The organism is Roseateles cavernae, from assembly GCF_040187885.1.
Classification (GTDB): Bacteria; Pseudomonadota; Gammaproteobacteria; order Burkholderiales; family Burkholderiaceae_C; genus Roseateles_E; species Roseateles_E cavernae.
In genome coordinates, this window is sequence record NZ_JBDPLH010000008.1 from 60,281 (window position 1) to 82,925 (window position 22,645).

Consider the following 22,645-nt stretch of genomic DNA (forward strand, 5'->3'; position numbering starts at 1 on the left):
AATTGAGATACCAGATGAAAGCGATCAAAGTCGGCCTCTTGGGCATTGGCACCGTGGGCAGCGGCACCTTCAATGTGTTGCGCCGCAACCAGGAAGAGATTCGCGGCCGCGCCGGCCGTGGCATCGAGATTGCCATGGTGGCCGACCTGGATGTGACACGCGCCAAGAGCATCGTCGGCGACGGCGTCGAGGTGGTCGACGATGCGCGCAAGGTCATCGCCAACCCCGAGATCGATATCGTCATCGAGCTGATCGGCGGCTACGGCGTGGCCAAGGCCCTGGTGCTGGAGGCGATCGCTGCCGGCAAGCATGTGGTCACCGCCAACAAGGCCTTGCTGGCCGTGCATGGCACCGAGATTTTTGCCGCTGCGCACGCCAAGGGCGTGATCGTCGCCTTCGAGGCGGCCGTGGCCGGCGGCATCCCCATCATCAAGGCGCTGCGCGAAGGCCTGACCGCGAACCGCATCGAGTGGATCGCCGGCATCATCAACGGCACGACCAATTTCATTCTGTCGGAGATGCGCTCCAAGGGCCTGGACTTCGGCGTGGTGTTGAAGGAGGCGCAGCGCCTGGGCTATGCCGAGGCCGACCCGACCTTCGACATCGAGGGCGTGGACGCCGCGCACAAGGCCACCATCATGTCGGCCATCGCCTTCGGCATCCCGGTGCAGTTCGACAAGGCCCATGTCGAGGGCATCACCAAGCTGCAGGCCGCCGACATCAAGTACGCCGAACAGCTGGGCTATCGCATCAAGCTCTTGGGCATCACCCGCCGTCGTGACAACGGCATCGAGCTGCGTGTGCATCCGACGCTGATCCCGACGAATCGCCTGATCGCCAATGTCGAGGGCGCGATGAATGCGGTGGTGGTGCAGGGCGATGCCGTCGGTACCACGCTGTACTACGGCAAGGGCGCCGGCTCCGAGCCGACTGCCTCGGCCGTGATCGCCGATCTGGTGGATATCACCCGGCTGCACACCGCCGACCCCGAGCACCGCGTGCCGCATCTGGCCTTCCGCCCCGATGCGATGAACGACACGCCGATCCTGGTCATGGACGAGGTGCAGACCGCCTTCTATCTGCGCCTGTGTGTGGCCGACCAGGCCGGCGTGCTGTCCAGCATCACCACCATCCTGGCCGAGAACGACATCTCGATCGATGCGGTGCTGCAGCGTGAATCGGCCGAGGGCGAGAAGCAGACCGATCTGATCATCCTGACCCACGACACCGTCGAGGGTCGCATGAACAAGGCGCTGGCGCAGATGCAGGCGCTGAGCACCGTGCTGGCGCCCATCGTGCGCATCCGCAAAGAGGAACTGGCCTGATGAAGTACATCAGCACCCGTGGCGACAAGACCGAACGCGCTTTCTGCGAGATCCTGCTCGAAGGCCTGGCGCCCGATGGCGGGCTCTATCTGCCCCTGCAGTATCCCAAGGTGGATGGTGCGACGCTGACGAAGTGGCGCGGTCTGGCCTATGCCGACCTGGCCTTCGAGATCCTGTCGCTGTACATCGACGACATCCCGGCCGAGGACCTGCGCGCGATCACGCGCCGCACCTATACCGAGGCCGTGTTCGGCACACCGCAGATCACGCCGCTGAAGACCTTGGAGCCGGGTCTGGCGCTGCAGGCCTTGTCCAACGGGCCGACCCTGGCCTTCAAGGACATGGCGATGCAGCTGCTGGGCCAGCTCTTCGAGTACGAGTTGGGCCGTCGCGGCGAGACACTGAACATCCTGGGCGCCACCTCCGGCGATACCGGCAGCGCGGCCGAGTACGCGATGCGCGGCAAGGCCGGCGTCAATGTCTTCATGCTCTCGCCCCATGGCCGCATGAGCCCCTTCCAGCAGGCCCAGATGTTCAGCCTGCAGGACGCCAACATCCACAACATCGCCGTCGAAGGCGTGTTCGACGACTGCCAGGACATCGTCAAGGCGGTCTCCAACGATCTGGACTTCAAGCGCAAGTACAAGATCGGCACGGTCAATTCGATCAACTGGGCGCGCCTGCTGGCCCAGGTCGTCTACTACTTCGCCGGCTATCTCCAGGCCACGACGAGCAACGAGCAGAAAGTCAGCTTCACCGTGCCCTCGGGGAATTTCGGCAATGTCTGTGCCGGCCATGTGGCGCGCATGATGGGCCTGCCGATCGCGCAGCTGGTGGTGGCGACCAACGAGAACGATGTGCTGGACGAGTTCTTCCGCACCGGGAGTTATCGCCCCCGTGGCACGGACCAGACGCACGAGACCTCCAGCCCCTCGATGGACATCTCCAAGGCCAGCAATTTCGAGCGTTTCGTGTTCGACCTGCTGGGCCGCGATGGCGCCCGGGTCAAGGCGCTGTTCGGCGCCGGTGGTTTTGAACTCGACGCCCAGGAGAAGGCGCATATCGCCGACTTCGGTTTCGTCTCCGGCTCCAGCCGACACGCCGACCGTCTGTCGACGATTCGCCTGTGCCACCAGCGCTACGGCCAGCTGATCGACACCCACACGGCCGACGGCCTGAAGGTGGCGCTCGAACAGCGCCAGCCCGGCATCACGATGCTGGTGCTGGAAACCGCGCTGCCGGCCAAGTTCGCTGCCACCATCCGCGAGGCGCTGGACCTCGAGCCGCCGCGCCCCGCCGGTCTCGAGAATATCGAGGCCTTGCCCAAGCGCGTCACGGTGATGCCGGTCAATACAGAGGCCGTCAAAGCCTTCATCCAAGCCCATGTCTGAGGCCATGCGTCCTGCGCTGCAAAGCCTGGCCGAGGCGCTGCAGCGCCTGCTGAGCGCGGTCGAGCCGCTGGCGGCGGTCGACACGCTGCCGACCGCCGAGGCCCTGGGCCGCGTGCTGGCCGCCGATGTGGTCTCGGCCCTGGACGTGCCGCCGGCCGACAACACCAGCATGGACGGCTATGCGCTGCACGCCGCCGATGTGGCAAGACCTGGCACGGTGCTGCCGGTTGCGCAGCGGGTGCCGGCCGGCGTGGTGGGCGCGGTCCATCAGCCCGGTACGGCCGCGCGCATCTTCACCGGTGCGCAGATCCCGCTGGGCGCCGATGCGGTGGTGATGCAGGAGCAGTGCGAGGCTGTGGCCGGTGAAGGTCTGGGTGCGGTGCGTGTCAACGCTGAAGTCCGTGCCGGTCAATGGATACGCCGCCGTGGCGAGGATGTGCAGCAGGGCAGCACGGTGCTGGCCGCCGGCCACCGGCTCGACGCAGCGGCGCTGGGCCTGGCGGCCTCGGTCGGCGCGGCCGCGCTGACGGTGGCGCGCCGACCGCGCGTCGCGCTGTTCTCGACCGGCGACGAGTTGGTGATGCCCGGTGAGCCGCTGAAACCCGGCGCGATCTACAACAGCAACCGTTTCACCCTGCGCGGCCTGCTGCAAGGCCTGGGCTGCGAGGTCATCGATCTCGGCATCGTGCCCGACAACTTGGATGCGACGCGCGCCGCGCTGCGCGAGGCCGCGGGCCGGTCCGATCTGATCATCACCTCGGGCGGCGTCTCGGTCGGCGAGGAAGACCATCTGCGCCCGGCCGTGCAGGCCGAGGGCTCGCTGGACCTGTGGCAGATCGCGATCAAGCCCGGCAAGCCGCTGGCCTTTGGCCGTGTCCAGGACGCCTGGTTTCTCGGCCTGCCCGGCAATCCGGTGTCCAGCTTCGTGACCTTCTTGCTGCTGGTGCGGCCGGTGATCCTGCGCCTGCAGGGCGCCACCGTGCTGGCGCCGCAGCGCTACCAGCTGCGCGCCGATTTCGACTGGCCCCGGCCCGACCGGCGCCAGGAGTTTTTGCGCGTGCGCCTGAATGCGGCCGGCGGGTTGGAGTTGTTCCCCAACCAGAGCTCGGGCGTGCTGACCTCGGTCGTCTGGGGCGACGGCCTGCTGGACAACCCGTCCGGCCAGGCGATCACGGCCGGCGATATGGCGGCCTTCATCCCGTTCTCGGAATTGTTGTCATGAGCATCACGGTGCGCTACTTCGCCTCGCTGCGCGAGGCTCTGGGCCCGGTCGAAACCGTGGCCTGGACGCAAGACCTGACCCTGGGTCGTTTGCGCGACCAGCTGCTGGCGTGCGGCGAGCCGCACGCCGCGGCGCTGGCGCGCGGCAGGTCGCTGCGCTGCGCGCTGAACCAGCAGCTGGCCCAGGAAGATGCGCTGATCCCCGACGGCGCCGAGGTGGCCTTCTTCCCGCCGGTCACCGGTGGCTGAGTTCGCTTGAACGGTCTGCATCTCACCGCCGACCTGCGCGGCTGCGCCGCCGGCCAGCCGCTGATGCAGGACTGCGAGGCCTTGCGCGCGCTGTGCATCGCGGCCGTGGCCGCCGCCGGCCTGGGCGCGGTGGCCGAGCTGTTCCATCGCTTCACGCCCGTGCCGGGGCAGGCGCAGAGCGGCATCACCGGCGTCGTGTTGCTGGCCGAGTCGCATCTGGCCATCCACACCTGGCCCGAGCTGAGTGGGGTCACGCTGGATGTCTATGTCTGCAATCTGGGGCGCGACAACAGCGCCAAGGCCGAGACACTGATGGCGGAACTGGTCGGTGCCTTTGCGCCGCGCGAGGTGCTGCGCCAGTCCTTGCAGCGCGGTGCCGAGCTATAGGGTGCGCGCCAGCCGCTGTGCCGCGACCACGCCCTGCGTGTACGCCTCCTCGAACACCGAATAGCCCGCCAGATCGCTGTGCGCGAAATGCAGCCGGCCGGTCTGCGGCTTGCGCAGTGCCGCCAGCGCCGGGTCGCCGCGCACACCGGGCAGCGGGATGCTCATCGCATGGCCCCAGCGCGCCAGGTCGACGCGCAGCAGCTGCTCGCCCAGGTCGGGATGGGTGGTCTGCAGCTCGGCGATCACGCGCCGGGCCCAGCCCTGCCAGTCGTCCTGCAAGAGCGCGCCGCGCTGAGCGCGCGGCAGGGCCCAGTAGGCGCTCAAGACGGTGGGGCCGGGGTGAGGGCGGGTCTGCTGGTGCATCGCATCGACATAGCCCAGCGCCTGGCTGCCATAGACCACGCTGTCCCAGGCCGGGCCCACACCGAGGCGGTCCAGCAGCGGGCCTTTGAGCTGCAGATTGGCCACCAGCCAGGGGGCGTGTTGCTGGCGGGCGGCGGCGGCCTGCAGCGCGGGCGGGGCGCTGCTCAGCAGGCGGTGGGCGATGAAGAGCGGGACGGCCAGCACCACATGGCCGGCCTGCCAGCGCTCCGGTGCATCGGCGGCCTCGTTCCAGGCCAGCAGCTCGATGCCGTGCCGCTCCGGGCGGATACGCAGCACCGTGCGGCCGGCCATCAGACGCTGCGACCCCAGCGTGCTGGCCATGCGCTCGGTCAGCCAGGCGTTGCCCTCGGGCCAGGTCAGCACCGCCTCGCGCTCGCCGGTTTCGTCGCCGGGGGCATGAAAACCATGGCGGCTGGCGAAGTAGTGCAGGCCGGCCCAGGCCGAGACCTCGGCGCTGGGTGCGCCATAGTCGTCGCGGCAGCAATAGTCCAGATACCATCGCAGGCGCGCGGCGTTCAGACCCTGGGCATCGAGCCAGGCCGCGAAGGTCTGGCCGTCCAGCGCCACATGGCCGGCCGTCCAGCGCGCGCGGCTGCTGGGCATCGCAAAGCCCAGCTCGCGCCGCGCCTTGTCGACCAGGCGGCCAAAGCGCCGGTACTGGTCCAAGGTGGCCGCATCGCCGGCCGGGGGCAGCAGGCCCTCGTGCCACTGGCCCTCGAAGAACAGGCGCTCCTGCGGGCTGTGGCAGAGATGGCGTTCGTCGTAGACGGTGCGGCCCAGCGTGTGCCGGGCCAGGCCCAGCTCGTGCAGCAGCTCGGCCACCTCGGGGGCCTCGGGGCCTGGCAGCGGCAGGTAATGGGCGCCCAGCGGGCAGGCCATGCCGGCCATGCGGTGGCCGCGGCTGTTGCCGCCGGCGCCGTCCTCCAGCTCCAGCAGGGCCACATCGTCGATACCGCTGTTGACCAGGGCGCGGGCGCAGGCAAGACCCGACACCCCGGCGCCGACCACCAGCACCGAGGTCTTGCGCAGTGCACCCTGGCCAGGGCTGGGCAAGGCTTCGCGCAGCCGGTGGCCCCGTGCCGGCGTCGCGCCGACCCAGCCGCCTTGCAGCGGTGCCGGATCGGCCCGACAGCCGGCCAGCAAGGCCGTGCCCGCGAGCCCGGCGGCCAGCATCAGTTCACGACGCTGCATCGTCAATGGACCCGTCCCCATTCCTGCTCGAACTCATGCACCAGGATCTGGTTGGACAGGCGGTTGACCTCGGTCGGCACCCGCGCCATATCGGGCGGGAACTGGGTCAGCGCGGGCAGCCCCTCGACGCTGAGAAAGCGCAGGCCCTCGGGCAGCGCGCGCGGCGGGGTCCAGGGCCGTCGCCCGGCCAGGATGAAACCCCATTCGCCGAAGCTGGGCACATGGGCGTGATAGGGCGTGATGGCCAGGCCTGCCGACTCTATGGTGCTGGCTACGGTCCAGAAGCTGCGCCGCGCGACCAGCGGCGAGCTGGTCTGCACCACCGCATAGCCCGAGGCCGCCAGATGCTGGTCCACCAGCTGGTAGAAGCTGCTGGTGTAGAGCTTGCCCAGCGCGAAATTGCTGGGGTCGGGGAAGTCGATGATGATGACGTCGAAGCGCTCGCGCGACTGCTCCAGCCAGCCGAAGGCATCGGTGTTGACGATGCTCAGCTTGGGGCTTTGTAGCGCATCGCCATTGAGCCGGCGCAGCAGCGGCAGGGTCGAGAACAGCCGCGTCATATGCGGGTCGAGCTCGACCAGGGTGACCGCCTCGACCGAGGGGTAGCGCAGCACCTCGCGCACCGCCATGCCGTCGCCGCCGCCCAGCACCAGCACGCGCTTCGGCGCGCCGTGGCCGGCCATCGCCGGATGCACCAGGGCCTCGTGGTAGCGGTACTCGTCGCGCGAGTGGAACTGCAGATTGCCGTTCAGGAACAGCCGGGTGCCGGCATTGCCCTGGGTCACGACGATGCGCTGGTAGTCGCTGCTCTCCTTCAGCACGATGTGCTCGCCGTAGAAGCGCTCCTCGGCCCAGGTGGTCAGGCCCTCGGCGCCCAGCAGGGCGGCCACCAGCAGCAGCACCGCCAGCGCGCAGGCCAGCGCATGGGCCTTGAACGCACGCAGCTGGGCGCGAAACAGCCACAGCGCCCACACGGCCACGGCCACATTGAGCAGGCCGAAGGCGATGCCGGTGCGTATCAGCCCGAGCTGGGGCACCAGCACCAGCGGGAAGGCCAGGGCCACCAGCAGCGCGCCCAGATAGTCGAAGGTCAGCACCTGGGAGACCAGGTCGCGCAGCGCATAGCGCTGGCTGAACTGGTCCTTCAGGATGCGCATCACCAGCGGGATCTCCAGCCCCACCAGGGCTCCGACCAGCAGCACCAGCGCATAGAGCAGGGTGCGGAAGGCGGCCAGCTCGGCCGGCGGCAGCAGGCTGTGGACGATGAAGAGCCCGGCCGGCATCAGCCCGCCGATCACGCCCACCAGCAGCTCGATCTTCAGGAACTGCGCGACCAGCTGGCGCTCGACATAGCGGCTCAGCCAGGAGCCCACGCCCATCGCGAACAGATAGGTGCCGATGATGGTGGAGAACTGCAGCACCGAGTCGCCCAGCAGATAGCTGGCCAGCGCGCCGGCCGCCAGCTCATAGACCAGGCCGCAGGCGGCGACGACGAAGACACTGGCCAGCAGCAGCAGCTCGGCGACCGAGATGCGGGTCGTGGCGGCGTTGCCGGCTTGCGCCGGTTCGGTAAGAGGCATGGAGGGCGCAGCGGAGAAGGGCTGCCGATTGCAGCGGCGCTCAGTCTATGCGGGTTCCGGGCTCGGCCGGGCCTAGCTTGCGCTGCAGCTCCAGATACAGCGGCAGGCGCGCGCCACCCAGCTGCACCGCCCGTGCCACCGCCTGGCGGGCCTGCTCATGCTGCCCCTGCTCCAGCAGCACCTGGGCCAGATTGTTCCAGGCATCGGCCAGCTCGGGCCGGACCTGCACTGCGTGGTTATAGGCCGAGGCCGCACCCGCCAGATCGCCGCCGGCATAGGCGCTGTTGCCGGCGCCCAGCAGCAGGGCCGGCTGCGTGGGCCAGCGCTGCAGTGCACCGGCGTAGGCCTGGGCGGCGGCACGGGGATCGACGCGCTCCAGCGCCGCGATCGCGCCGGCCGTGGTCTCGGCCTGGGCGGTGGCCGGCAGCCGGGCCGGTGGCAGGGCCAGCATGGCCCAATGGCCGCCGCGGGCCCAGGTGCGCTCGAAGGTCGCGATCGACATCTGCAGCCTGGCCGTGCGGCCCGAGTGCAGGGTCAGCAGGCCGCGTTCGCGGTCGAAGCCGATCAGCACCGCGTAATGCCAGACCGGATAGACGGGCAGCGAGAGGTTCTGGAACACCAGCACCGGATGGCCGGCGGCCACCTCCTGCAGCAGGGTTTCCAGGCTCGGCGCCAGCCGGACGCTGAGCAGGCCGTGGCGCCGGCTGGCGGCCAGCAGTTCCTGCTGCAGCGAACCCTGGCGGCCGGGCAGATAGACCTGGGGCAGCAGCTGCTCGGGCGTGGCCGGCACGCCGGCGGCCTGCAGCAGCATGGCCAGCGCGGCCGGGCCGCATTCATAGTCCTCCTGCGCGAAGAAGGGCTGCTCGCTCAGCAGGGCCTGGGGCGGCAGACTGGCGGGCCACTGCTGGCTCAGGCGCTGAGCCTGGGGCGGCGTCGCGCAGCCGCCCAGCAGCAGCAACAGGGCTGCAAGAAAACAAAACCCCGCGAGAGCGGGGCTGGATGGGCGTGGGCCGAGGCCCCGGATCATCGGACCGAACGGGTGAAGGGGAAGACCTTGGTCAGGCCCAGGATGTCGGTCACCAGCAGGATCACGAAGACGGTGAACAGCAGGCCCAGCACCTCGCCGCCGGCCGGGGCGCTGTCGATGCGGCCGGCCAGTTCGGCAACCTCGGTGTCCGACAGCGCGGCGACGCGGGCCTGGGCGGCCTCGGCATCGACGCCCTGGCCCATCAGCGCCTGGCGCACATCGTCGCGGGCCAGGAAGTCGCCGACGCGGGCGCGCGCGGCTTCGGCCGACAGCGCGGTGCCGGCGGCCGCTTCGGCTGGCAGCAAGGCCTCGGTCGGCACGATGACGGCCTGCGCGGACAGGCTCATCAGCGAGCAGGAAACGATCAGCGTGGAAGCGATCAGGCGGCGCATCGATGTCTTCATGGTGTTGGACCTCAGGTGAGCGCGCAGTGTAGGCGTGGCGCAGCCCCGATTCTGCGCCGATTTACAGCTTGTGACCTTGATCCGCGTGGCGTGTCCAGCGATTCAGCCCGGCCGGCAGGCGAGCGCGAAATCGACGTGATAGTGCTCGTCATGGCGCACCCAGGGCTTGCTCTTCATGAAGGGCAGATGCTGGCGCAGATAGGGACCGCGCGGCGTCGCGAACAGGGCCGGCAGGTAGGTGGTGTCGAGGATCACCCGGGCGATGCCCACGCCCTGCGCCCGGGCGGCACGGTGCAGCGTGTACAGATGCTCGGCCAGGGCCGGGAAATCGATGCGGTGCTCGCCATGCCGGGCCTCGGCGTCGAACTCCAGGTCGTAGCCGAAGCGTGTCAGCGCGGCGGTGGGCAGGGGCACCGAGCGGCCCTGGGCATCGCGCACCGGCACGAAGAAGTCGACCGACAGGCCGTTCTGGTGGGTGCGGTGCGGCTTGAACGAGCCGCCGGCGGCCCAGCCGGTCTCCCCGTAGACGTAATGGACGCCGGGTGTGCGGGCCTGCAGCGCCGCATAGGAGGCGACGATCACGTCGGCCACCTTCGCATGCACATAGGTCCGGCCCGCTGCGGCCGCCAGTTCGCTATAGGCCGAGAAATTGGCACCGCCGGTGGGCAGCTTGACGCCGCCTTCGAGGCGGCCCTTCGCGACCGTGCCATAGCAGCGGCTCTCGGCGGCGTGGGCGGCATGGGCAGGCAGGCCGCTCAGCGCGAGGCAGAATAAGGCCAGGAGGGGCCGGCGGGGCAGCATCGATCCGCGCGTCAGGCCGCTTGCGCTGCGCTGCCGCCGGTGAACAGCGGGCCGTCCCAGCCTTCCAGATACTTGGGGAGCGCGTCGTCGACATCGAGTTCGCGAGAGGCATAGAACAGATGGAACTGCGGCCGCAGCGCCGCTGGCAGCTCGCCGCCATGGGCGCGGGCGAGCAGGCTGTTGCGGATCACGCGCATGTCCAGCCGGTTGCTGCCGAACAGGGTCTCGCCACAGGCCTGGCAGAAGAAGCGCCGCATCTGCCGCTCCGGGTGCTTGTACTCACCCAGGGCCGGCGCGCCCCGCGTGACGCTGACGGCCTCGGGTGGCCAAGCCGTGGCGGCCAGCACCGGCAGGCCATAGAAGTCGCGGCAGGCGCCGCAATGACAGTAGGCGCGTGCCGCTGGGCTGCCGCTCAGTGTCAGCTCGATGCTGCCGCAATGGCAGCTCAGACGGATATCGGGGGGGAGAGGGCTCATTGCGGGTCGCAGCTGCATGGGAAACACGCGGCTTATACGTCAGCAGCGCGTTGCTAGGGCCGCCGCCCCCGCCCGGTGATGCGCAGTGCGAACAAGGCCGGCCTCAGACATGCTGATCCACCAGCACCGGATTGCCGTCCGGGTCGATCACGACAAAGCTGGCCGGGCCGCTGCCGGCCTCGTCGGCCTCGCTCTGCAGCACCAGGCCCTGGGCCTTCAGCTGGCGCTGCAGCTCGCGCACATCGCTGAAGCTCGGTAGCGGGTCGGCGTGCTGGGTCCAGCCGGGGTTGAAGGTCAGCATATTGCGCTCGAACATGCCCTGGAACAGGCCGATCACATGCTCGCCGTTCTTCAGGATCAGCCAGTTCTGGGCCGCGTCGCCGCCCCAGGTCTTGAAGCCCAGCTTCTCGTAGAAGGCGCGCGAGGCCTCGATGTTCTTGACCGCGAGACTGATGGAGAAGGCACCGAGTTCCATGGTTTGATGCTCCTGGGCTTCAGACGGTGGGGCATCTTGCCACGCCGCTGGTCGGCAATATGCCCCGATTGACGAACGAGCCGCTCTCGCTATGCTCGCCCCACCGCATATTCCTTCCAGCCGCACCGCCATGCACACAATGCCTGCCCCGGTCATGGAGCCCTTGACGGGCTACCGCGAACTGCCCGCCCACACCATGCTGGAGCGCGCTCGCGCCAGCTACGAGAACCTGCTGCGCCGCCGCACCGTGCGCGACTTCGATAGACGGCCGGTCGACCGGGCCGTGATTGAGCAGTGCCTGCTGGCCGCCGGCACGGCGCCCTCCGGCGCGAACCAGCAGCCCTGGCATTTCGTCGTCATCACCGATCCCCAGCGCAAATCGCAGATCCGCGAAGCCGCCGAAGAAGAGGAGCGCACGTTCTACAACGGCCGTGCGCCCGAGGAGTGGCTGCGCGCGCTGGCGCCGCTGGGCACCGATGCCAACAAGCCCTTTCTGGACGAGGCCCCGCTGCTGATCGCAATCTTTGTGCAGAAGTACGGCATCGACGCACAGGGCGAGCGCTTCAGCCACTACTACGTGCCCGAGTCGGTGGGCATCGCCACCGGCTTCCTGATCGCCGCCCTGCACGAGGCCGGCCTGGTCACGCTGACCCACACGCCCAGCCCGATGGGTTTCTTGAGCAAGCTCTGCGACCGGCCCGAGTCCGAGAAGCCTGTCATCCTGCTGGTGGTCGGCCATCCGAAGCCGGGCTGCGAGGTGCCGGTACATGGCGGCATCAAGAAGCCGCTGGCGCAGATCAGCAGCTGGCTGTGAGGGGCTGGTGCTAGAGCAGGCCGGCCTTTTTGTACCAGCGCACGCAGGCCATCTCCAGCAAGGCAAAGCCAAGCCAGGCCGGAATCAGCAGGGCCGGGTGCAGCAGCACGGCCGCGACCAGCAGCGGAACAACACCCAGCCAGCAGGCGAGCTTGTAGCCGATGGGCAGGGCCGCATAGCGCTGGCCCTTGGCCGAGCGGCGTCTGAACTCACGCCGGTTGATCAGCGCCAGCGCTGCCAGGGCCAGGGCGTAGATCACAAGGGCGGCAGCGATTTGCATGGGCTGTCGAGATTGGCTGCGATTTGCAATGGAGGGCACCTGACTCACTGGCGCGCTGCGCACTACTTTGGCCAAGTGATACTGCCTTGTCAGGCCGCATCTTTCTCAAGCTGAAGACTCGCCAGCAAGGGAGCAATGAATGCCGACGCAAACAAGCAGGCTCCGACTTGATCCGCCCCTAGGTAGAACGCCACGAATGTCAGCACCAAAATTGGAAGAAACCAAGCGCCAAAAGCCTTGCCGGCGAAAGTCAATTTCACAGCGGCATGGCATGAAGGGCAGGTCTTCTTCGTAGATGCACGCTGGTCCTGCCAGCCCTTGCTAAAAATTGCCACAACTTGATTGCAATGAGGGCAGGAAGGCTTGAGAAACGATGACATGCGGTACTTCTGTCGTTGGTCCAGGCAGGTCCAGAGGGCAGGTCTTGAATGTGACGGGGCAACTTAGAGCTCAAGGCCTTACGTTGCCGATTTGTGACTCCGTTATTCAAGTGAGCGTTTGGTGCCATTTCTGGGTAACACCGCTGGTGCATTGGTTTGCTAGGACTCGCTGATGTTGGAGGTGACCTGCTTGCCACCAAACCAGACCAGTTTTCCGTCGTACTTGTCCCCGGGCTAATCAATCAAGTCGGGCCAATCGGCGTGGCTTGGCAAAGCAGAAGGATCAACGTGCGACCTCAAGACCGGTCGTTTTCGCCGCAAACGAGCGAGCCGAGCGATCCATCTTCCTGCCATCCTCACCCCTTGATCGCCGCCGCCACAATCATCCCGATCGCGATGCACTTGGCGCCGATCACGATGGCGAGGGCGAGGTTCTTGTGTTCGACGATTTCTTCCCAGAGCTTGTAGGGGGTCAGCTTGTCGACGATGACAAAGCTGACCCAGAACACCAGCACGCCGATCACCGCGTAGAGCACCGAGCCCAGCAGCACCGCCGGTTTGAGCCATTCGAGTTCCGTCATTGCCGTTCTCCTTGTCGTTTCATTGACTGGTAAGTGGTGGGCGGGGGAAGGTCTTGCCGGCCTATTTGTGGCCGCCCCCGCCGCTGTAGCCGCCGTAGGATCCGCCGCCGGTGCCCAGGCGCACGCCGCTGCCGCTGCTGGCACGGCGCTGGCATTCGCGGTATTCGTTGCTGGCCTCGCCAAAGCTCTGCTTGTAGCTCTGGCAATCGTCCTGGCTGCAGCCGCGCATCAGCATCACCAGGATGAAGAGGATGAACAGGGTCAGCAGGATCTTGAACACCAGGCCGTGGCCGCTGGTGGGCGCCGCGTCGCGGGTCAACGCGGCGGTGCTGATCGCCAGCTTGAAGGCACGGGCGACCTCGGCGGCATCGAGCTTGCGGCCATGGCTCCAGCTGATCTCCTGGGTGCTTCCCTTGCTGCCGGTCTGCTCGCGCGACAGCAGCTCGACCCGGCCTTCGCCCCTCCACTCGTAATCGGTGACCTGGGCGCGCTCGCCGCGCCGCAGCTGCCAGTAGAACTCGCCCAGCACATAGCTGATCTGGGCCGCATAGGACTCGCCCTCGTACAAGGCCTTGAAGCGCCGGCCCTGCCACTCGACCGTGTTGCTGCCGCTGCCCTTGGGCGCGCCGGTCAGCGGCCGCACCAGGCTCCAGCCCTCGTTGGTGTCGACCAGAAAGGCAAAGCCCTCGCTGCGGTTGTAGAGCAGGTATTCGCGCCAGAAGCTCTGCTCGTCCTCGCTGTCCGCCGCGGGCAGGTCGCAGCGCTCCAGATAGCCGACCACCTGCCAGGGCAGCGCCGGGCCGCCGGCGGCAAGCGCCAGCGTGCCGCTGCGGCCCAGCGGGATCAGCGGCTCCAGTGTGTTGGCCTGCTGGGCATAGTGGGCCAGGTCTTGCCCCAGGCCCTTGGAGATGTCGACCACCGCGTGGCATTGCGAGCAGACGATGCTCTGGCTGCTGTCGAGCTTGGGCGCCAGCGCGGCGCCGCAGCTGGGGCATTCGCAGGTCTTGCCGATGAGGGTCTTGCTGCTGATGGCCTCGCCCTGCGCGTCCTCGCGCAGCCCGCTCATCGCCAATTCGGCCAGCCGCACCGGCCGGCCCAGCGACCAGCTCGGTGGCGCATCGGGCGGCCCGCTGAACTCCAGGCTGGCCACCTCATCGGCGCTGTTACGCAGCTCGGCCACCAGGAACTGGCGCTGCGCATCGGCCAGTGGCGCATGCGGCAGCTCGCCCTGGGCAGCGGCCTGGCGCGCCAGGGTCAGCGCACCGACGGTCCAGGCCTGGCCAGCCAGCAGCACTTGCGCGCCCAGCACCAGCTCATGGGCCTGCGGCAGGCCCTCGGGCGGCGGTGCCTCGAAGCCCAGTACATAGCTGCCGTTGTCTTCGGACAGCCAAGCGCTGCGCTGGTTGTCGAACAGCGCATGCCACTCGTTCCAGCTGCCCTCGGCATAGCTCAGCTGAAGCCGGCCGACGAGGCTGAAGGCGGCGCCGGCATAACGGCCGGCCGCCCCCAGCTGCAGCGGCGAATGGTCGTCGAACAGCTCGGCGCTCGCGCCGATCTTGCGCAGGCTCTCGCCCTCGCGGAGCAGGGTGCTGCGGCAAAAGCCGCAGACCGCGCTGGCCGAGGCGGCGCTGGCGAACTCGACCGGCGCGCCGCAATTGGGGCAGGCCGCCTGCCAGCGGCGTTGGGGTGTGCCTGAAGAGGCCAATTCAGCCGAGCTTCTTCAGCAGCTCGGCCTTCTTCGCGGCGAACTCTTCGTCGGTCAAGATGCCCTTGGCCTTCAGATCGCCGAGCTTTTCCAGCAGGGCCATGATCTCGTCGGCGCTCTGCACGGGGGCGCTTGCTGCTGCTGCTGCTGCTGCTGCCGGCGCACCGGCACCGGCCAGGCCCTGGCTCAGCTGCTGGGCCAGCACCTGGCCCATCGCAAGACCTGCCCCCAGACCCATCGCGTCGCCGGCCACACCGCCGCCGCCACCCGAGGCGGCGCCCTCGGCCATCTTGGGCAGCGATTGCGCGGCCTGGTACTGCATGAATTGGCCCATGTTCTGGCCTATCATGCCCATGCCTATCTTCTGGTCCAGGATCTTCTGCAGCTCCTCGGGCAGGGAGACGTTCTGCAGGGTCACGCTCTCCAGCTTCAGGCCCAGCGCGCTGAACGAGGGCGCGGTGGCCTCCATCAAGGCCTTGGCGAACTCGATCTGGTTGGCCGCCAGGTCCAGGAAGGGGATGCCGCTTTGCGCCACCGCATCGCTGATGTGCTGCAGCATCAGGCCGCGCAGCTGGCCGTCCAGGTCCTCGACCGTGTAGCGCTCGCGCGTGCCCGAGATCTCGGTGTGGAACAGCTTGGGATCGGCGATGCGGTAGGCATAGTTGCCGAAGGCGCGCAGCCGCACCGCGCCGAAGTCCTTGTCGCGTATCGTGACCGGCTGGGTCGTGCCCCAGCGCCGGTCGATGCGCTGGCGGGTGCTGAAGAAATAGACATCGCTCTTGAACGGCGACTCGAACAGCTTGTCCCAGTTCTTCAGATAGGTCAGCACCGGCAGGGTCTGGGTGCTGAGCTTGTACATGCCGGGGCCGAACACATCGGCCACCTTGCCCTCGTTGACGAAGACGGCCATCTGCGACTCGCGCACCGTCAGCGAGGCGCCGTACTGGATTTCCATCTCGGCCATCGGAAAGCGCCAGGCCAGCGTGGTTTCGTCATCCTCGGTCCATTGCAGGATGTCGATGAACTGCTTCTTGATGAAATCCATCAGGCCCATGGTCGTGCTCCCCATAACGAACGGGCACCGTGCCCGCGCCGAGAGTATCCACCAGCGCCAGGCAGGCGTCTGCCCCACCTGCGGGGGAAGAGGGCGGGACTCAGTGCTTGCGGCGCGAGAACAGGCTGCCGCCCAGCATCGCCGCCGCCATGCCCCAGAACAGCGGCGCAATGCCCAGCGCCGCGCCCATCGCGCCGAACACCAGGGGCATCACGGTCTGGCTGGTGTTGATCAGCGTGGTGCGCAGGCCCAGGGCCTCGGCGGCCCGGCCCTCGGGCGCCGATTGGTGCAGCAGGGTCAGCACCATCGGTTGCGGCGCGCCCAGGCCCAGACCCAGCAGAAAGGTGATGGCCATCAGCACGCCGACGCTGTCGGTGAAGGGCACGGCCAGATAGGCCAGGCCGGCCACCAGCAGCGAGGCCACCAGCAGCGGCCAGGGCTGGACGCGGTTGACGATGAAGGGCATGGCCAGGCGCACCGCGAAGGTGGCGGCCGCGAAGGCGCCCATCACGATGCCGATCTGCGAGGGCGTCAGGCCGATCTGCGCGCCGTAGACGGGGATCGCGAAGTTGTAGATGTCCCAGCCCACGGTCAGGATGGCCATCGCGATGAAGAGGCGGCGCAGCTCCGGCTCGCGCAGCAGATCGAACACCGGCCCGGGCGGGCTCAGGTCATGCTTCTCGCGCAGCGTGATCTCGGGCAGCAGCCGGCCCCACAGGGCCAGCAGCGGCAGCACCGTGAACAGCGCCAGGATCAGGAAGCAGGCGCGATAGCCCAGCGCGTCGATCGAGATGCCGGTCAGCATCGGTGCGACAAAGGTCGAGGTCGAGAAGCCCAGCGCCACATAGCTGAAGTTGACCGTGCGTTCCTCGGGCGCGCTCATCTCGCCCACCGCGTGGTAGACCGAGACATTGAGCAGCATGAAGGACAGGCCCACCAGCACGCTGGTCAGATAGAGCGTGGCGAGCTGGGGCACGAGAAAGGGCAGCAAGGTGCCCAGGCCCACGCCTATGGTGCCGATCAGCATCGGCCGGGTGATGCCCGAACGGTCGATCCAGCGCCCGGCCGCCACCGAGGTCAGCGCCGGCAGCAGCGCATACATGGCCATCAGCGTGCCGACCGTCAGCGTCGACGCGCCCTGCTTGATCGCGAACAGCGCCACCGCGATGCGGCTGCCGTTGAAGGCGACATGGTTCAGAACCAGCAGGATGATGATCAGGGGCAGGGGACGCATCGCGGCTTGATTCTAGGCAAGCCGGCGAGTGCCACTGTCCACAGCTCGCACGCTTCAAAGGCTGGGCCAGACCCCCGGTTCCACTTCCAGGCGCAGGCACCAGTCCGAGGGAATGGTGCCGGCCCAGACTAGGTTGTGATGCGGCAGCAGGCGCCGCTTCGCGAAGGTCATGCGCGAATCGGCCAGCGCCAGCAGGGTGCTGGCGTTCCAGTCCTGCTTGGGCGGGCTGGCGGCCACGCCGATGGTGGCGCTCAGCGGCGGCTGGCCGCCCAGCTGGCCCAGCGCGCTGGCGATGCGCTCGCGCAGCTTCTCGGCCAGCGCGGCGGCGGCGGCGATGTCGGTGTCGGGCAGTATCAGCACGAACTCGTCGGCGCCCAGATAGGCCAGGCCGGCGCCGGCGGGCTGCAGCTGCTGCAAGAGCATGGCCAGCTGGGTCAGCACCTGTTCGGCGCTGGCCTGGCCCTGCTCATCCTGGTAGCTCTTGAAGTGATCGATATCCAGGGTCAGCACGGCCAGCGAATGGCCCGAGGCCCGCGAGGCCTGGGCCGAGGACTCCAGCGCCTGCATCAGCGCCTTGCGATCCAGCACACCGGGCAGGGCCCGCAGATCGGCATGTACAACAGTCATCAGGTGCTCCGGGGTGGCGATGCACCATGCTAGTGAGCGCTGCGGGCCTGCGGCATGCTCCATTACCCTGGGGGCGGCGCGGCTCGCCCCGCTGTGGTGCGCGGCCTCACAGCCGCGGCGGCAGATCGGCGGTCGACAAAAAGGCCTCGATCAGCCGCATCTGGCGGCGTTCCTTCAGCACATAGAGGTACTCGGCCACCATGGGCGCTTCGCCGCGCAGCGGCAGCACGCGCAGCTCGGGATGGTGGGGCACCTCGTGGCGGGCCACCAGGCTGACACCCATGCCGCGCACGATGGCCTCGCGCAGCGCCTCGCGGCTGCCGATCTCCATCACCTGGGCCGGCCGCACGCCGGCCAGCTGCAGCATCTCCTCGCCGAGCTGGCGTGTCATCGAGCCGCCCTCGCGCAGCAGCAGCCGGCAGGGGGCCAGGTCTTGCGCGCTGACCTCGGTCTGGCGCGCCAGCGCATGGTCGCTGCGCAGCACCAGCACCAGCGGATCTTCGCCGAGCTTCCAGCACAGCAGGCGGGCGTCGCGCACCGGATGGGAGGAGGCCGCCAGATCGACGCGGTACTCGCGCAGCGCATCCACCATCTGGCGCGAGTTGCCGATGTGCAGGCTCAGCTCGATGCCCGGGTAGCGGCTCTGGAAGCGCTGCACCAGGTCCAGCATGTAGTAGGGCGCGGTGGCGCCGATGCGCAGGCTGCCCTGGCGCAACTCGGCCTGGTTGCGCAGCGCGAACTCGATCTGGCTCTCCTGCTGCAGCAGGCCTTCGACCATGGGCAGCAGCTCGACGCCGGCATCGCTGATGGTCAGGCGGCCGGAGTTGCGGCGGAACAGCTCCAACCCGTAGTGCTCCTCGAGCGCGCGGATCTGGGTCGTGACCGTGGGTTGGCTGATGCCCAGCTGTCGGCTGGCCAGCGTGACGCTGCCGAGCCGGGCGACGGTGAAAAAGGCCTTCAGTTGGGCGGTGAGCATGGACGGGCGAGGGTAGTCGCCCTTGATGACGAATTGATGTCGAACCCGCGTCAGAGCCGCGACGCAAATCCGCCAATGCGGGCTTTGCCGCGCTTGGCTCGTATGACATGTTCTTTACATATTTGAAATCTAGAGTGCGCTCCATTGCTTCCCCCACTCCTTCCTCGCACCCCAGGAACGCTATGAAAAACTCCCTCACCCGTCGTGCCGGCCTGCTGAGCCTGGCCGCCTTGTCGACCCTGCTGGCCGCCGGCGTGGCCCAGGCCCAGGGCAAGACCGAGCTGCTGGTGTACTCGGCGCTGGAGGCCGACCAGATCAAGGCCTACAAGCAGGCCTTCGAGCAGGACCACCCGGCGATCGAGCTGAAGTTCGTGCGCGACAGCACCGGCATCGTCACCGCCCGCCTGCTGGCCGAGAAGGCCAATCCGCAGGCCGATGTGATCTGGGGCCTGGCCGCCACCTCGCTGATGCTGCTGGACAAGGAAGGCATGCTGCAAGGCTATGCGCCCAAGGGCCTGGAGAAGGTGCGCGCCAATATGCGCGACCCGCGCGCCCAGCCGACCTGGGTGGGCATGGACCTGTGGTCCTCGGCCGTCTGCTTCAACACCGTCGAGGCCGACAAGCGCAAGCTGCCCAAGCCGGCTTCCTGGGCCGACCTGACCCAGCCGGCCTACAAGGGCACGGTGACGATGCCGCACCCCGCCTCCAGCGGCACCGGCTATCTGATGGTGTCTGCCTGGCTGCAGATGATGGGCGAGGACAAGGGCTGGGCCTTCATGGACGCGCTGCACCAGAACATCGGCGTCTACACCCACAGCGGCTCCAAGCCCTGCCGCCAGGCCGGCGCCGGCGAGTTCCCGGTGGGCCTGTCCTTCGAGTACCGCGCCAACAAGACCAAGAAGGACGGCGCGCCGATCGACATCGTGTTCCCGAAGGAGGGCCTGGGCTGGGATCTGGAGGCCACCGCCATCCTGAAGACCAGCAAGAAGCCCGAGGCCGCCAAGGCCCTGGCCGACTGGGCCGTGACCCGCAAGGCCAACGAGCTCTATGGCGCGAACTTCGCGATCCTGGCCCTGCCCGAGGCGCAGCAGAAGATGGAGCATGTGCCGGCCAATCTGGAGCAGCTGCTGGCCAAGAACGATTTCGGCTGGGCCGCCGCCAACCGCGAGCGCATCCTGACGGAGTGGGCGCGCCGCTACGAGGCCAAGGCCGAGAAGAAGTAAGTAGGAACCGCCATGCTGTCGCTGCGCCACCTGAACAAACGCTATGGCACGCAGCCGGTGCTGCGCGGCATAGCCCTGGATGTCGCCGCCGGCGAGTTCATCAGCCTGCTCGGCCCCTCGGGCTGCGGCAAGACCACCTTGCTGCGCCTGATCTGCGGCATCGAGGCGGCGGACAGCGGCAGCATTGTGCTGAACGGCCAGGACATCACGGCTTGGCCGGCCGCGCAGCGGCGCTTCGGCGTGGTGTTCCAGTCCTACGCCTTGTTTCCCAATCTGAGCTTGGCCGACAACGTCGCCTATGGCCTGCAGCAGGCCACGCGCGGCGAGCGCGCGGCCCGCGTTGCCGAGCTGCTGGAGCTGGTGGGCCTGGCCGACAAGGCGAACAAATTCCCGGCCCAGCTCAGCGGCGGCCAGCAGCAGCGGGTCGCGCTGGCGCGCGCGCTGGCGCCGCGGCCGCCGCTGCTGCTGCTGGACGAGCCGCTGTCGGCCCTGGATGCCCAGGTGCGCCAGGGCCTGCGCGCCGAGATCCGGCGCCTGCAGCAGCGCCTGGGCATCACCACCATCATGGTCACGCATGACCAGGACGAGGCGCTGTCGATGGCCGACCGCGTCGTCGTGATGCACCAGGGCCAGATCGAGCAGCAGGGCAGCCCGCAGCAGCTCTATGCGGCGCCGGCCACGCCCTTCGTGGCCGGCTTTGTCGGCAAGATGAATCTGCTGCCGGGCCTGGTGACCGGTGCCGGCCGGGCCCGTGTCGGCACGGCCGAGCTGGCCTGCGCCAGCACCAGCTTCGCCCGCTACAAGACCGGCAGCCCGGTGCTCTTGGGCCTGCGGCCCGAGTGCCTGCGACTGCATGGCCAGGCCGGGACCAACCGCCTGCCGGTCAGCCTGGTCGAGGCCATGTTCCTGGGCCATTGCAGCCTGCTGCGCCTGCGCTGCGAGGCGCTGGATGCGCAGCTGGAGCTGCAGCTGGCCACCGAGGGCGATGCCCAGCTGCCGGCCTGGTTGAACGAGGGCCCGCTGTGGGTGGAGCTGCCGCCCGAGGCGGTCAGTGCGCTGGACACGCCGCTGTCGATGCGGGTGGCGGCATGAGCCGCCGGGCCGTTCCCAAGGCGAATTCCGTAGTGCGCAGCACGGAGGATTCCCAATGAGCGTTGTATTGTCAGAGCCCCTGCTGCTGCCGAAGGCGGTCGCGCAGCAGGGCGAGGCCCGCGCGCTCGGCGGCCTGCTGGGCCTGGCGCTGATCGTGCTGGCCGTGGCGGTGGCGCTGCCGGTGGCGGCCCTGCTGCTGCTGAGTTTCTATGGCGCCGACGGGGCTTTCGTCGGCCTGGCCAATTTCATCGCCTATGCGCGCGGCCCGAATGTGCTGGCCTCGCTGGGCAACAGCCTGTGGCTGTCGGCCGCCAGCGCCGCGATCTGCGTGACCCTGGCCTACGGCTATGCCTTCGCACTGATGCACAGCTGCATGCCGGGCCGGGGCCTGCTGCGCGCGATCGCGCTGGTGCCGTTGCTGGCGCCTTCGCTCTTGATGGCCATCAGCCTGATCTATCTGTTCGGCAACCAGGGCCTGCTGAAGGACTGGCTCGCCGTGCTGGGCCTGGGCCCGGCCTATGGGCCTTTCGGCATCATCGCCGGCTCGGTGCTGTGGACCTTCCCGCATGCGCTGCTGATCCTGTGCACCGCGCTGGCCAGTGGCGACGCGCGGCTGTACGAGGCCGCCGCCAGCCTGGGCGCGAGCCGCTGGCGCATCTTCCGCACCGTGACCCTGCCGGCCAGCCGCTACGGCCTGCTGATCTCCTATGTGGTGGTGTTCGTGCTGGTGATCACCGATTTCGGCGTGCCCAAGGTCATCGGCGGCAACACCCAGGTGCTGGCCACCGACATCTACAAGCAGGTGATCGGCCAGCAGCAGCTGCAGATGGGGGCGGTCGTGGCTTTGCTGCTGCTCTTGCCGGCCGGGCTGGCCTTCTGGGTCGAGCAGCGCCTGCGCGCGCGCCAGTCGGCCGCCTTGAGCGTGCGCGCGGTGCCTTACCGGCCTAGCCCCTGCAAGCCGCTGGACCGCGCGCTGCTGCTGTATTGCGGCCTGATCGCCGGCGCGCTCGTGCTGGTGATGGGCGTGGCGCTGTTCGCCTCGCTGGCGACCTATTGGCCCTACAAGCTGCAGCCCACCCTGGCCAATTACAACTTCGACCTGATGGACGGCGGCGGCTGGGCCAGCTACGGCAACTCGATCAAGCTGGCCTGCGCGACCGCGGTGCTGGGCGCGGGCCTGAGCTTTCTGTCCGCCTATCTGGTCGAGAAGCCGCGCCGCTTTGCCGCCGCACGCGGCCTGCTCAATGCGGTCGCCAGCCTGCCGATGGCGGTGCCGGGTCTGGCGCTGGGCCTGGGCTATATCCTGTTCTTCAACGCCGCCTGGAACCCTTTGCACTTCATCTACGGCGGCATGGCCATCCTGGTGCTGTGCACGGTGGCGCATTTCTTCTCGGTCGCCCACATCACGCAGCTGACCGCCTTGCGCCAGCTCGACCGCGAGTACGAGCTGGTGGCCGAGTCGCTGGGCGTGCCCTTCTGGAAGACCTTGTGGCGCGTGCACCTGCCGGTGCTGCTGCCGACCCTGATCCAGGTGGCCGGCTACTTCTTCGTGAACGCGCTGACCACGGTCTCGGCCGTCGTCTTCCTCTATTCGCCCGCCACCACGCTGGCCTCGGTGGCCGTGCTGGCGATGGACGATGCCGGCGATATCGCCCCGGCGGCCGCAATGGCCTGCCTGATCTTCCTCAGCGCCGCGAGCGGCCGCCTCCTGCTGGCGGGCCTGGAGCGGCTGCTGATTCAAAAGACGCAGCGCTGGCGCGCTGCATGA

At 68.4% G+C, this 22,645-nt stretch carries 24 protein-coding genes; 9 read left to right on the forward strand and 15 right to left on the reverse strand.

The window, feature by feature from the left end; genetic code table 11:
• Positions 1 to 14 precede the first annotated feature (14 nt).
• The 5 genes from ABGI63_RS19140 to speD are packed head-to-tail and all read left to right on the forward strand — an operon-like array spanning position 15 to position 4,573.
• Entirely contained in the window at positions 15 to 1,325 is a 1,311-nt protein-coding gene (locus ABGI63_RS19140) for a homoserine dehydrogenase (protein WP_349743986.1), read from the forward strand.
• Positions 1,325 to 2,716, forward strand: coding sequence for a threonine synthase (gene thrC / locus ABGI63_RS19145; RefSeq protein ID WP_349743987.1), 1,392 nt, complete (start codon positions 1,325 to 1,327; stop codon positions 2,714 to 2,716). Before ABGI63_RS19140 ends, thrC begins: the two co-directional genes overlap by 1 nt.
• On the forward strand, positions 2,709 to 3,938 hold the full coding sequence (locus tag ABGI63_RS19150) for a molybdopterin molybdotransferase MoeA (protein ID WP_349743988.1): 1,230 nt from the start codon (positions 2,709 to 2,711) through the stop codon (positions 3,936 to 3,938). Before thrC ends, ABGI63_RS19150 begins: the two co-directional genes overlap by 8 nt.
• Positions 3,935 to 4,186 carry a MoaD/ThiS family protein gene (locus tag ABGI63_RS19155; protein WP_349743989.1) on the forward strand — a complete coding sequence of 84 codons (252 nt, stop codon included), beginning with the start codon at positions 3,935 to 3,937 and terminating at the stop codon, positions 4,184 to 4,186. The genes ABGI63_RS19150 and ABGI63_RS19155 overlap by 4 nt, the downstream gene beginning before the upstream one ends.
• Positions 4,187 to 4,192: 6 nt before the next feature.
• Positions 4,193 to 4,573, forward strand: coding sequence for an adenosylmethionine decarboxylase (gene speD, locus ABGI63_RS19160; protein ID WP_349743990.1), 381 nt, complete (start codon positions 4,193 to 4,195; stop codon positions 4,571 to 4,573).
• Here the strand turns inward: speD and ABGI63_RS19165 are convergent.
• The 7 genes from ABGI63_RS19165 to ABGI63_RS19195 form a co-directional block, all read right to left on the reverse strand.
• The gene (locus tag ABGI63_RS19165; RefSeq protein ID WP_349743991.1) at positions 4,568 to 6,148 is read right to left on the reverse strand and encodes a flavin monoamine oxidase family protein; all 1,581 of its coding nucleotides are present in this window, start codon (positions 6,146 to 6,148) and stop codon (positions 4,568 to 4,570) included. The two genes, speD and ABGI63_RS19165, sit on opposite strands and share 6 nt — an antisense overlap.
• Before the next feature lie 2 nt (positions 6,149 to 6,150).
• Positions 6,151 to 7,728 carry a polyamine aminopropyltransferase gene (locus ABGI63_RS19170; protein ID WP_349743992.1) on the reverse strand — a complete coding sequence of 526 codons (1,578 nt, stop codon included), beginning with the start codon at positions 7,726 to 7,728 and terminating at the stop codon, positions 6,151 to 6,153.
• 40 nt (positions 7,729 to 7,768) lie between these two features.
• Positions 7,769 to 8,686: a PA2778 family cysteine peptidase gene (locus ABGI63_RS19175; RefSeq protein WP_349743994.1), complete on the reverse strand. Its 918-nt coding sequence runs from the start codon at positions 8,684 to 8,686 to the stop codon at positions 7,769 to 7,771.
• Between the two features lie 65 nt (positions 8,687 to 8,751).
• On the reverse strand, positions 8,752 to 9,159 hold the full coding sequence (locus ABGI63_RS19180; RefSeq protein WP_349743996.1) for a PA2779 family protein: 408 nt from the start codon (positions 9,157 to 9,159) through the stop codon (positions 8,752 to 8,754).
• Between the two features lie 102 nt (positions 9,160 to 9,261).
• Positions 9,262 to 9,960 carry a penicillin-insensitive murein endopeptidase gene (locus ABGI63_RS19185; RefSeq protein WP_349743997.1) on the reverse strand — a complete coding sequence of 233 codons (699 nt, stop codon included), beginning with the start codon at positions 9,958 to 9,960 and terminating at the stop codon, positions 9,262 to 9,264.
• Positions 9,961 to 9,971: 11 nt separating this feature from the next.
• The gene (locus ABGI63_RS19190; RefSeq protein ID WP_349743998.1) at positions 9,972 to 10,436 is read right to left on the reverse strand and encodes a GFA family protein; all 465 of its coding nucleotides are present in this window, start codon (positions 10,434 to 10,436) and stop codon (positions 9,972 to 9,974) included.
• 103 nt (positions 10,437 to 10,539) lie between these two features.
• A complete protein-coding gene (locus ABGI63_RS19195; protein ID WP_137942315.1) occupies positions 10,540 to 10,911 on the reverse strand; it encodes a VOC family protein in 372 nt (123 codons plus the stop codon).
• Positions 10,912 to 11,065: 154 nt separating this feature from the next.
• Here ABGI63_RS19195 and ABGI63_RS19200 point away from each other — a divergent pair, with 154 nt between their 5' ends.
• Entirely contained in the window at positions 11,066 to 11,725 is a 660-nt protein-coding gene (locus ABGI63_RS19200; RefSeq protein WP_349744001.1) for a nitroreductase family protein, read from the forward strand.
• Positions 11,726 to 11,735: 10 nt separating this feature from the next.
• On the opposite strand, the gene ABGI63_RS19205 is transcribed toward ABGI63_RS19200, so the two are convergent.
• The 8 genes from ABGI63_RS19205 to ABGI63_RS19240 all read right to left on the reverse strand — a co-directional run bounded on the left by ABGI63_RS19205 (position 11,736) and on the right by ABGI63_RS19240 (position 18,562).
• Positions 11,736 to 12,005, reverse strand: a complete 270-nt coding sequence (locus ABGI63_RS19205; RefSeq protein WP_349744003.1) for a hypothetical protein — start codon at positions 12,003 to 12,005, stop codon at positions 11,736 to 11,738.
• Positions 12,006 to 12,094: 89 nt separating this feature from the next.
• Positions 12,095 to 12,385, reverse strand: a complete 291-nt coding sequence (locus tag ABGI63_RS19210; protein WP_349744005.1) for a hypothetical protein — start codon at positions 12,383 to 12,385, stop codon at positions 12,095 to 12,097.
• Between the two features lie 356 nt (positions 12,386 to 12,741).
• Positions 12,742 to 12,966, reverse strand: coding sequence for a DUF350 domain-containing protein (locus ABGI63_RS19215; protein WP_349744006.1), 225 nt, complete (start codon positions 12,964 to 12,966; stop codon positions 12,742 to 12,744).
• A gap of 61 nt (positions 12,967 to 13,027) precedes the next feature.
• Positions 13,028 to 14,671: a DUF4178 domain-containing protein gene (locus ABGI63_RS19220; protein WP_349744008.1), complete on the reverse strand. Its 1,644-nt coding sequence runs from the start codon at positions 14,669 to 14,671 to the stop codon at positions 13,028 to 13,030.
• A gap of 1 nt (position 14,672) precedes the next feature.
• Positions 14,673 to 15,725 carry an SPFH domain-containing protein gene (locus tag ABGI63_RS19225; RefSeq protein WP_349744010.1) on the reverse strand — a complete coding sequence of 351 codons (1,053 nt, stop codon included), beginning with the start codon at positions 15,723 to 15,725 and terminating at the stop codon, positions 14,673 to 14,675.
• Positions 15,726 to 15,825: 100 nt separating this feature from the next.
• Complete coding sequence (locus ABGI63_RS19230; RefSeq protein ID WP_349744011.1) at positions 15,826 to 16,959, reverse strand: MFS transporter; 1,134 nt, start codon at positions 16,957 to 16,959, stop codon at positions 15,826 to 15,828.
• Positions 16,960 to 17,013: 54 nt separating this feature from the next.
• Positions 17,014 to 17,586 (reverse strand): GGDEF domain-containing protein, encoded by a 573-nt coding sequence (locus ABGI63_RS19235; protein WP_349744013.1) that lies wholly within the window; start codon positions 17,584 to 17,586, stop codon positions 17,014 to 17,016.
• A gap of 106 nt (positions 17,587 to 17,692) precedes the next feature.
• Positions 17,693 to 18,562, reverse strand: a complete 870-nt coding sequence (locus ABGI63_RS19240) for a LysR substrate-binding domain-containing protein (RefSeq protein ID WP_349744014.1) — start codon at positions 18,560 to 18,562, stop codon at positions 17,693 to 17,695.
• Between the two features lie 182 nt (positions 18,563 to 18,744).
• On the opposite strand from ABGI63_RS19240, the gene ABGI63_RS19245 reads away from it, so the two are divergent.
• From ABGI63_RS19245 to ABGI63_RS19255, 3 genes are read left to right on the forward strand one after another with little or no spacing between them, the layout of a single operon-like run.
• Entirely contained in the window at positions 18,745 to 19,785 is a 1,041-nt protein-coding gene (locus ABGI63_RS19245; protein WP_349744015.1) for a putative 2-aminoethylphosphonate ABC transporter substrate-binding protein, read from the forward strand.
• Positions 19,786 to 19,797: 12 nt separating this feature from the next.
• Positions 19,798 to 20,877, forward strand: coding sequence for an ABC transporter ATP-binding protein (locus ABGI63_RS19250; RefSeq protein WP_349744016.1), 1,080 nt, complete (start codon positions 19,798 to 19,800; stop codon positions 20,875 to 20,877).
• A 55-nt stretch (positions 20,878 to 20,932) separates the two neighbouring features.
• Positions 20,933 to 22,645: a putative 2-aminoethylphosphonate ABC transporter permease subunit gene (locus ABGI63_RS19255; RefSeq protein WP_349744017.1), complete on the forward strand. Its 1,713-nt coding sequence runs from the start codon at positions 20,933 to 20,935 to the stop codon at positions 22,643 to 22,645.

Coding starts and splice junctions, on each gene's coding strand:
- ABGI63_RS19140 (WP_349743986.1), top strand. CDS start 15: ATGAAAGCGATCAAAGTCGGCCTCTTGGGCATTGGCACCGTGGGCAGC.
- thrC (WP_349743987.1), top strand. CDS start 1,325: ATGAAGTACATCAGCACCCGTGGCGACAAGACCGAACGCGCTTTCTGC.
- ABGI63_RS19150 (WP_349743988.1), top strand. CDS start 2,709: ATGTCTGAGGCCATGCGTCCTGCGCTGCAAAGCCTGGCCGAGGCGCTG.
- ABGI63_RS19155 (WP_349743989.1), top strand. CDS start 3,935: ATGAGCATCACGGTGCGCTACTTCGCCTCGCTGCGCGAGGCTCTGGGC.
- ABGI63_RS19165 (WP_349743991.1), bottom strand. CDS start 6,148: ATGCAGCGTCGTGAACTGATGCTGGCCGCCGGGCTCGCGGGCACGGCC.
- ABGI63_RS19170 (WP_349743992.1), bottom strand. CDS start 7,728: ATGCCTCTTACCGAACCGGCGCAAGCCGGCAACGCCGCCACGACCCGC.
- ABGI63_RS19180 (WP_349743996.1), bottom strand. CDS start 9,159: ATGAAGACATCGATGCGCCGCCTGATCGCTTCCACGCTGATCGTTTCC.
- ABGI63_RS19185 (WP_349743997.1), bottom strand. CDS start 9,960: ATGCTGCCCCGCCGGCCCCTCCTGGCCTTATTCTGCCTCGCGCTGAGC.
- ABGI63_RS19190 (WP_349743998.1), bottom strand. CDS start 10,436: ATGAGCCCTCTCCCCCCCGATATCCGTCTGAGCTGCCATTGCGGCAGC.
- ABGI63_RS19195 (WP_137942315.1), bottom strand. CDS start 10,911: ATGGAACTCGGTGCCTTCTCCATCAGTCTCGCGGTCAAGAACATCGAG.
- ABGI63_RS19200 (WP_349744001.1), top strand. CDS start 11,066: ATGGAGCCCTTGACGGGCTACCGCGAACTGCCCGCCCACACCATGCTG.
- ABGI63_RS19205 (WP_349744003.1), bottom strand. CDS start 12,005: ATGCAAATCGCTGCCGCCCTTGTGATCTACGCCCTGGCCCTGGCAGCG.
- ABGI63_RS19210 (WP_349744005.1), bottom strand. CDS start 12,385: ATGTCATCGTTTCTCAAGCCTTCCTGCCCTCATTGCAATCAAGTTGTG.
- ABGI63_RS19215 (WP_349744006.1), bottom strand. CDS start 12,966: ATGACGGAACTCGAATGGCTCAAACCGGCGGTGCTGCTGGGCTCGGTG.
- ABGI63_RS19225 (WP_349744010.1), bottom strand. CDS start 15,725: ATGGGCCTGATGGATTTCATCAAGAAGCAGTTCATCGACATCCTGCAA.
- ABGI63_RS19230 (WP_349744011.1), bottom strand. CDS start 16,959: ATGCGTCCCCTGCCCCTGATCATCATCCTGCTGGTTCTGAACCATGTC.
- ABGI63_RS19235 (WP_349744013.1), bottom strand. CDS start 17,586: ATGACTGTTGTACATGCCGATCTGCGGGCCCTGCCCGGTGTGCTGGAT.
- ABGI63_RS19240 (WP_349744014.1), bottom strand. CDS start 18,562: ATGCTCACCGCCCAACTGAAGGCCTTTTTCACCGTCGCCCGGCTCGGC.
- ABGI63_RS19245 (WP_349744015.1), top strand. CDS start 18,745: ATGAAAAACTCCCTCACCCGTCGTGCCGGCCTGCTGAGCCTGGCCGCC.
- ABGI63_RS19250 (WP_349744016.1), top strand. CDS start 19,798: ATGCTGTCGCTGCGCCACCTGAACAAACGCTATGGCACGCAGCCGGTG.
- ABGI63_RS19255 (WP_349744017.1), top strand. CDS start 20,933: ATGAGCGTTGTATTGTCAGAGCCCCTGCTGCTGCCGAAGGCGGTCGCG.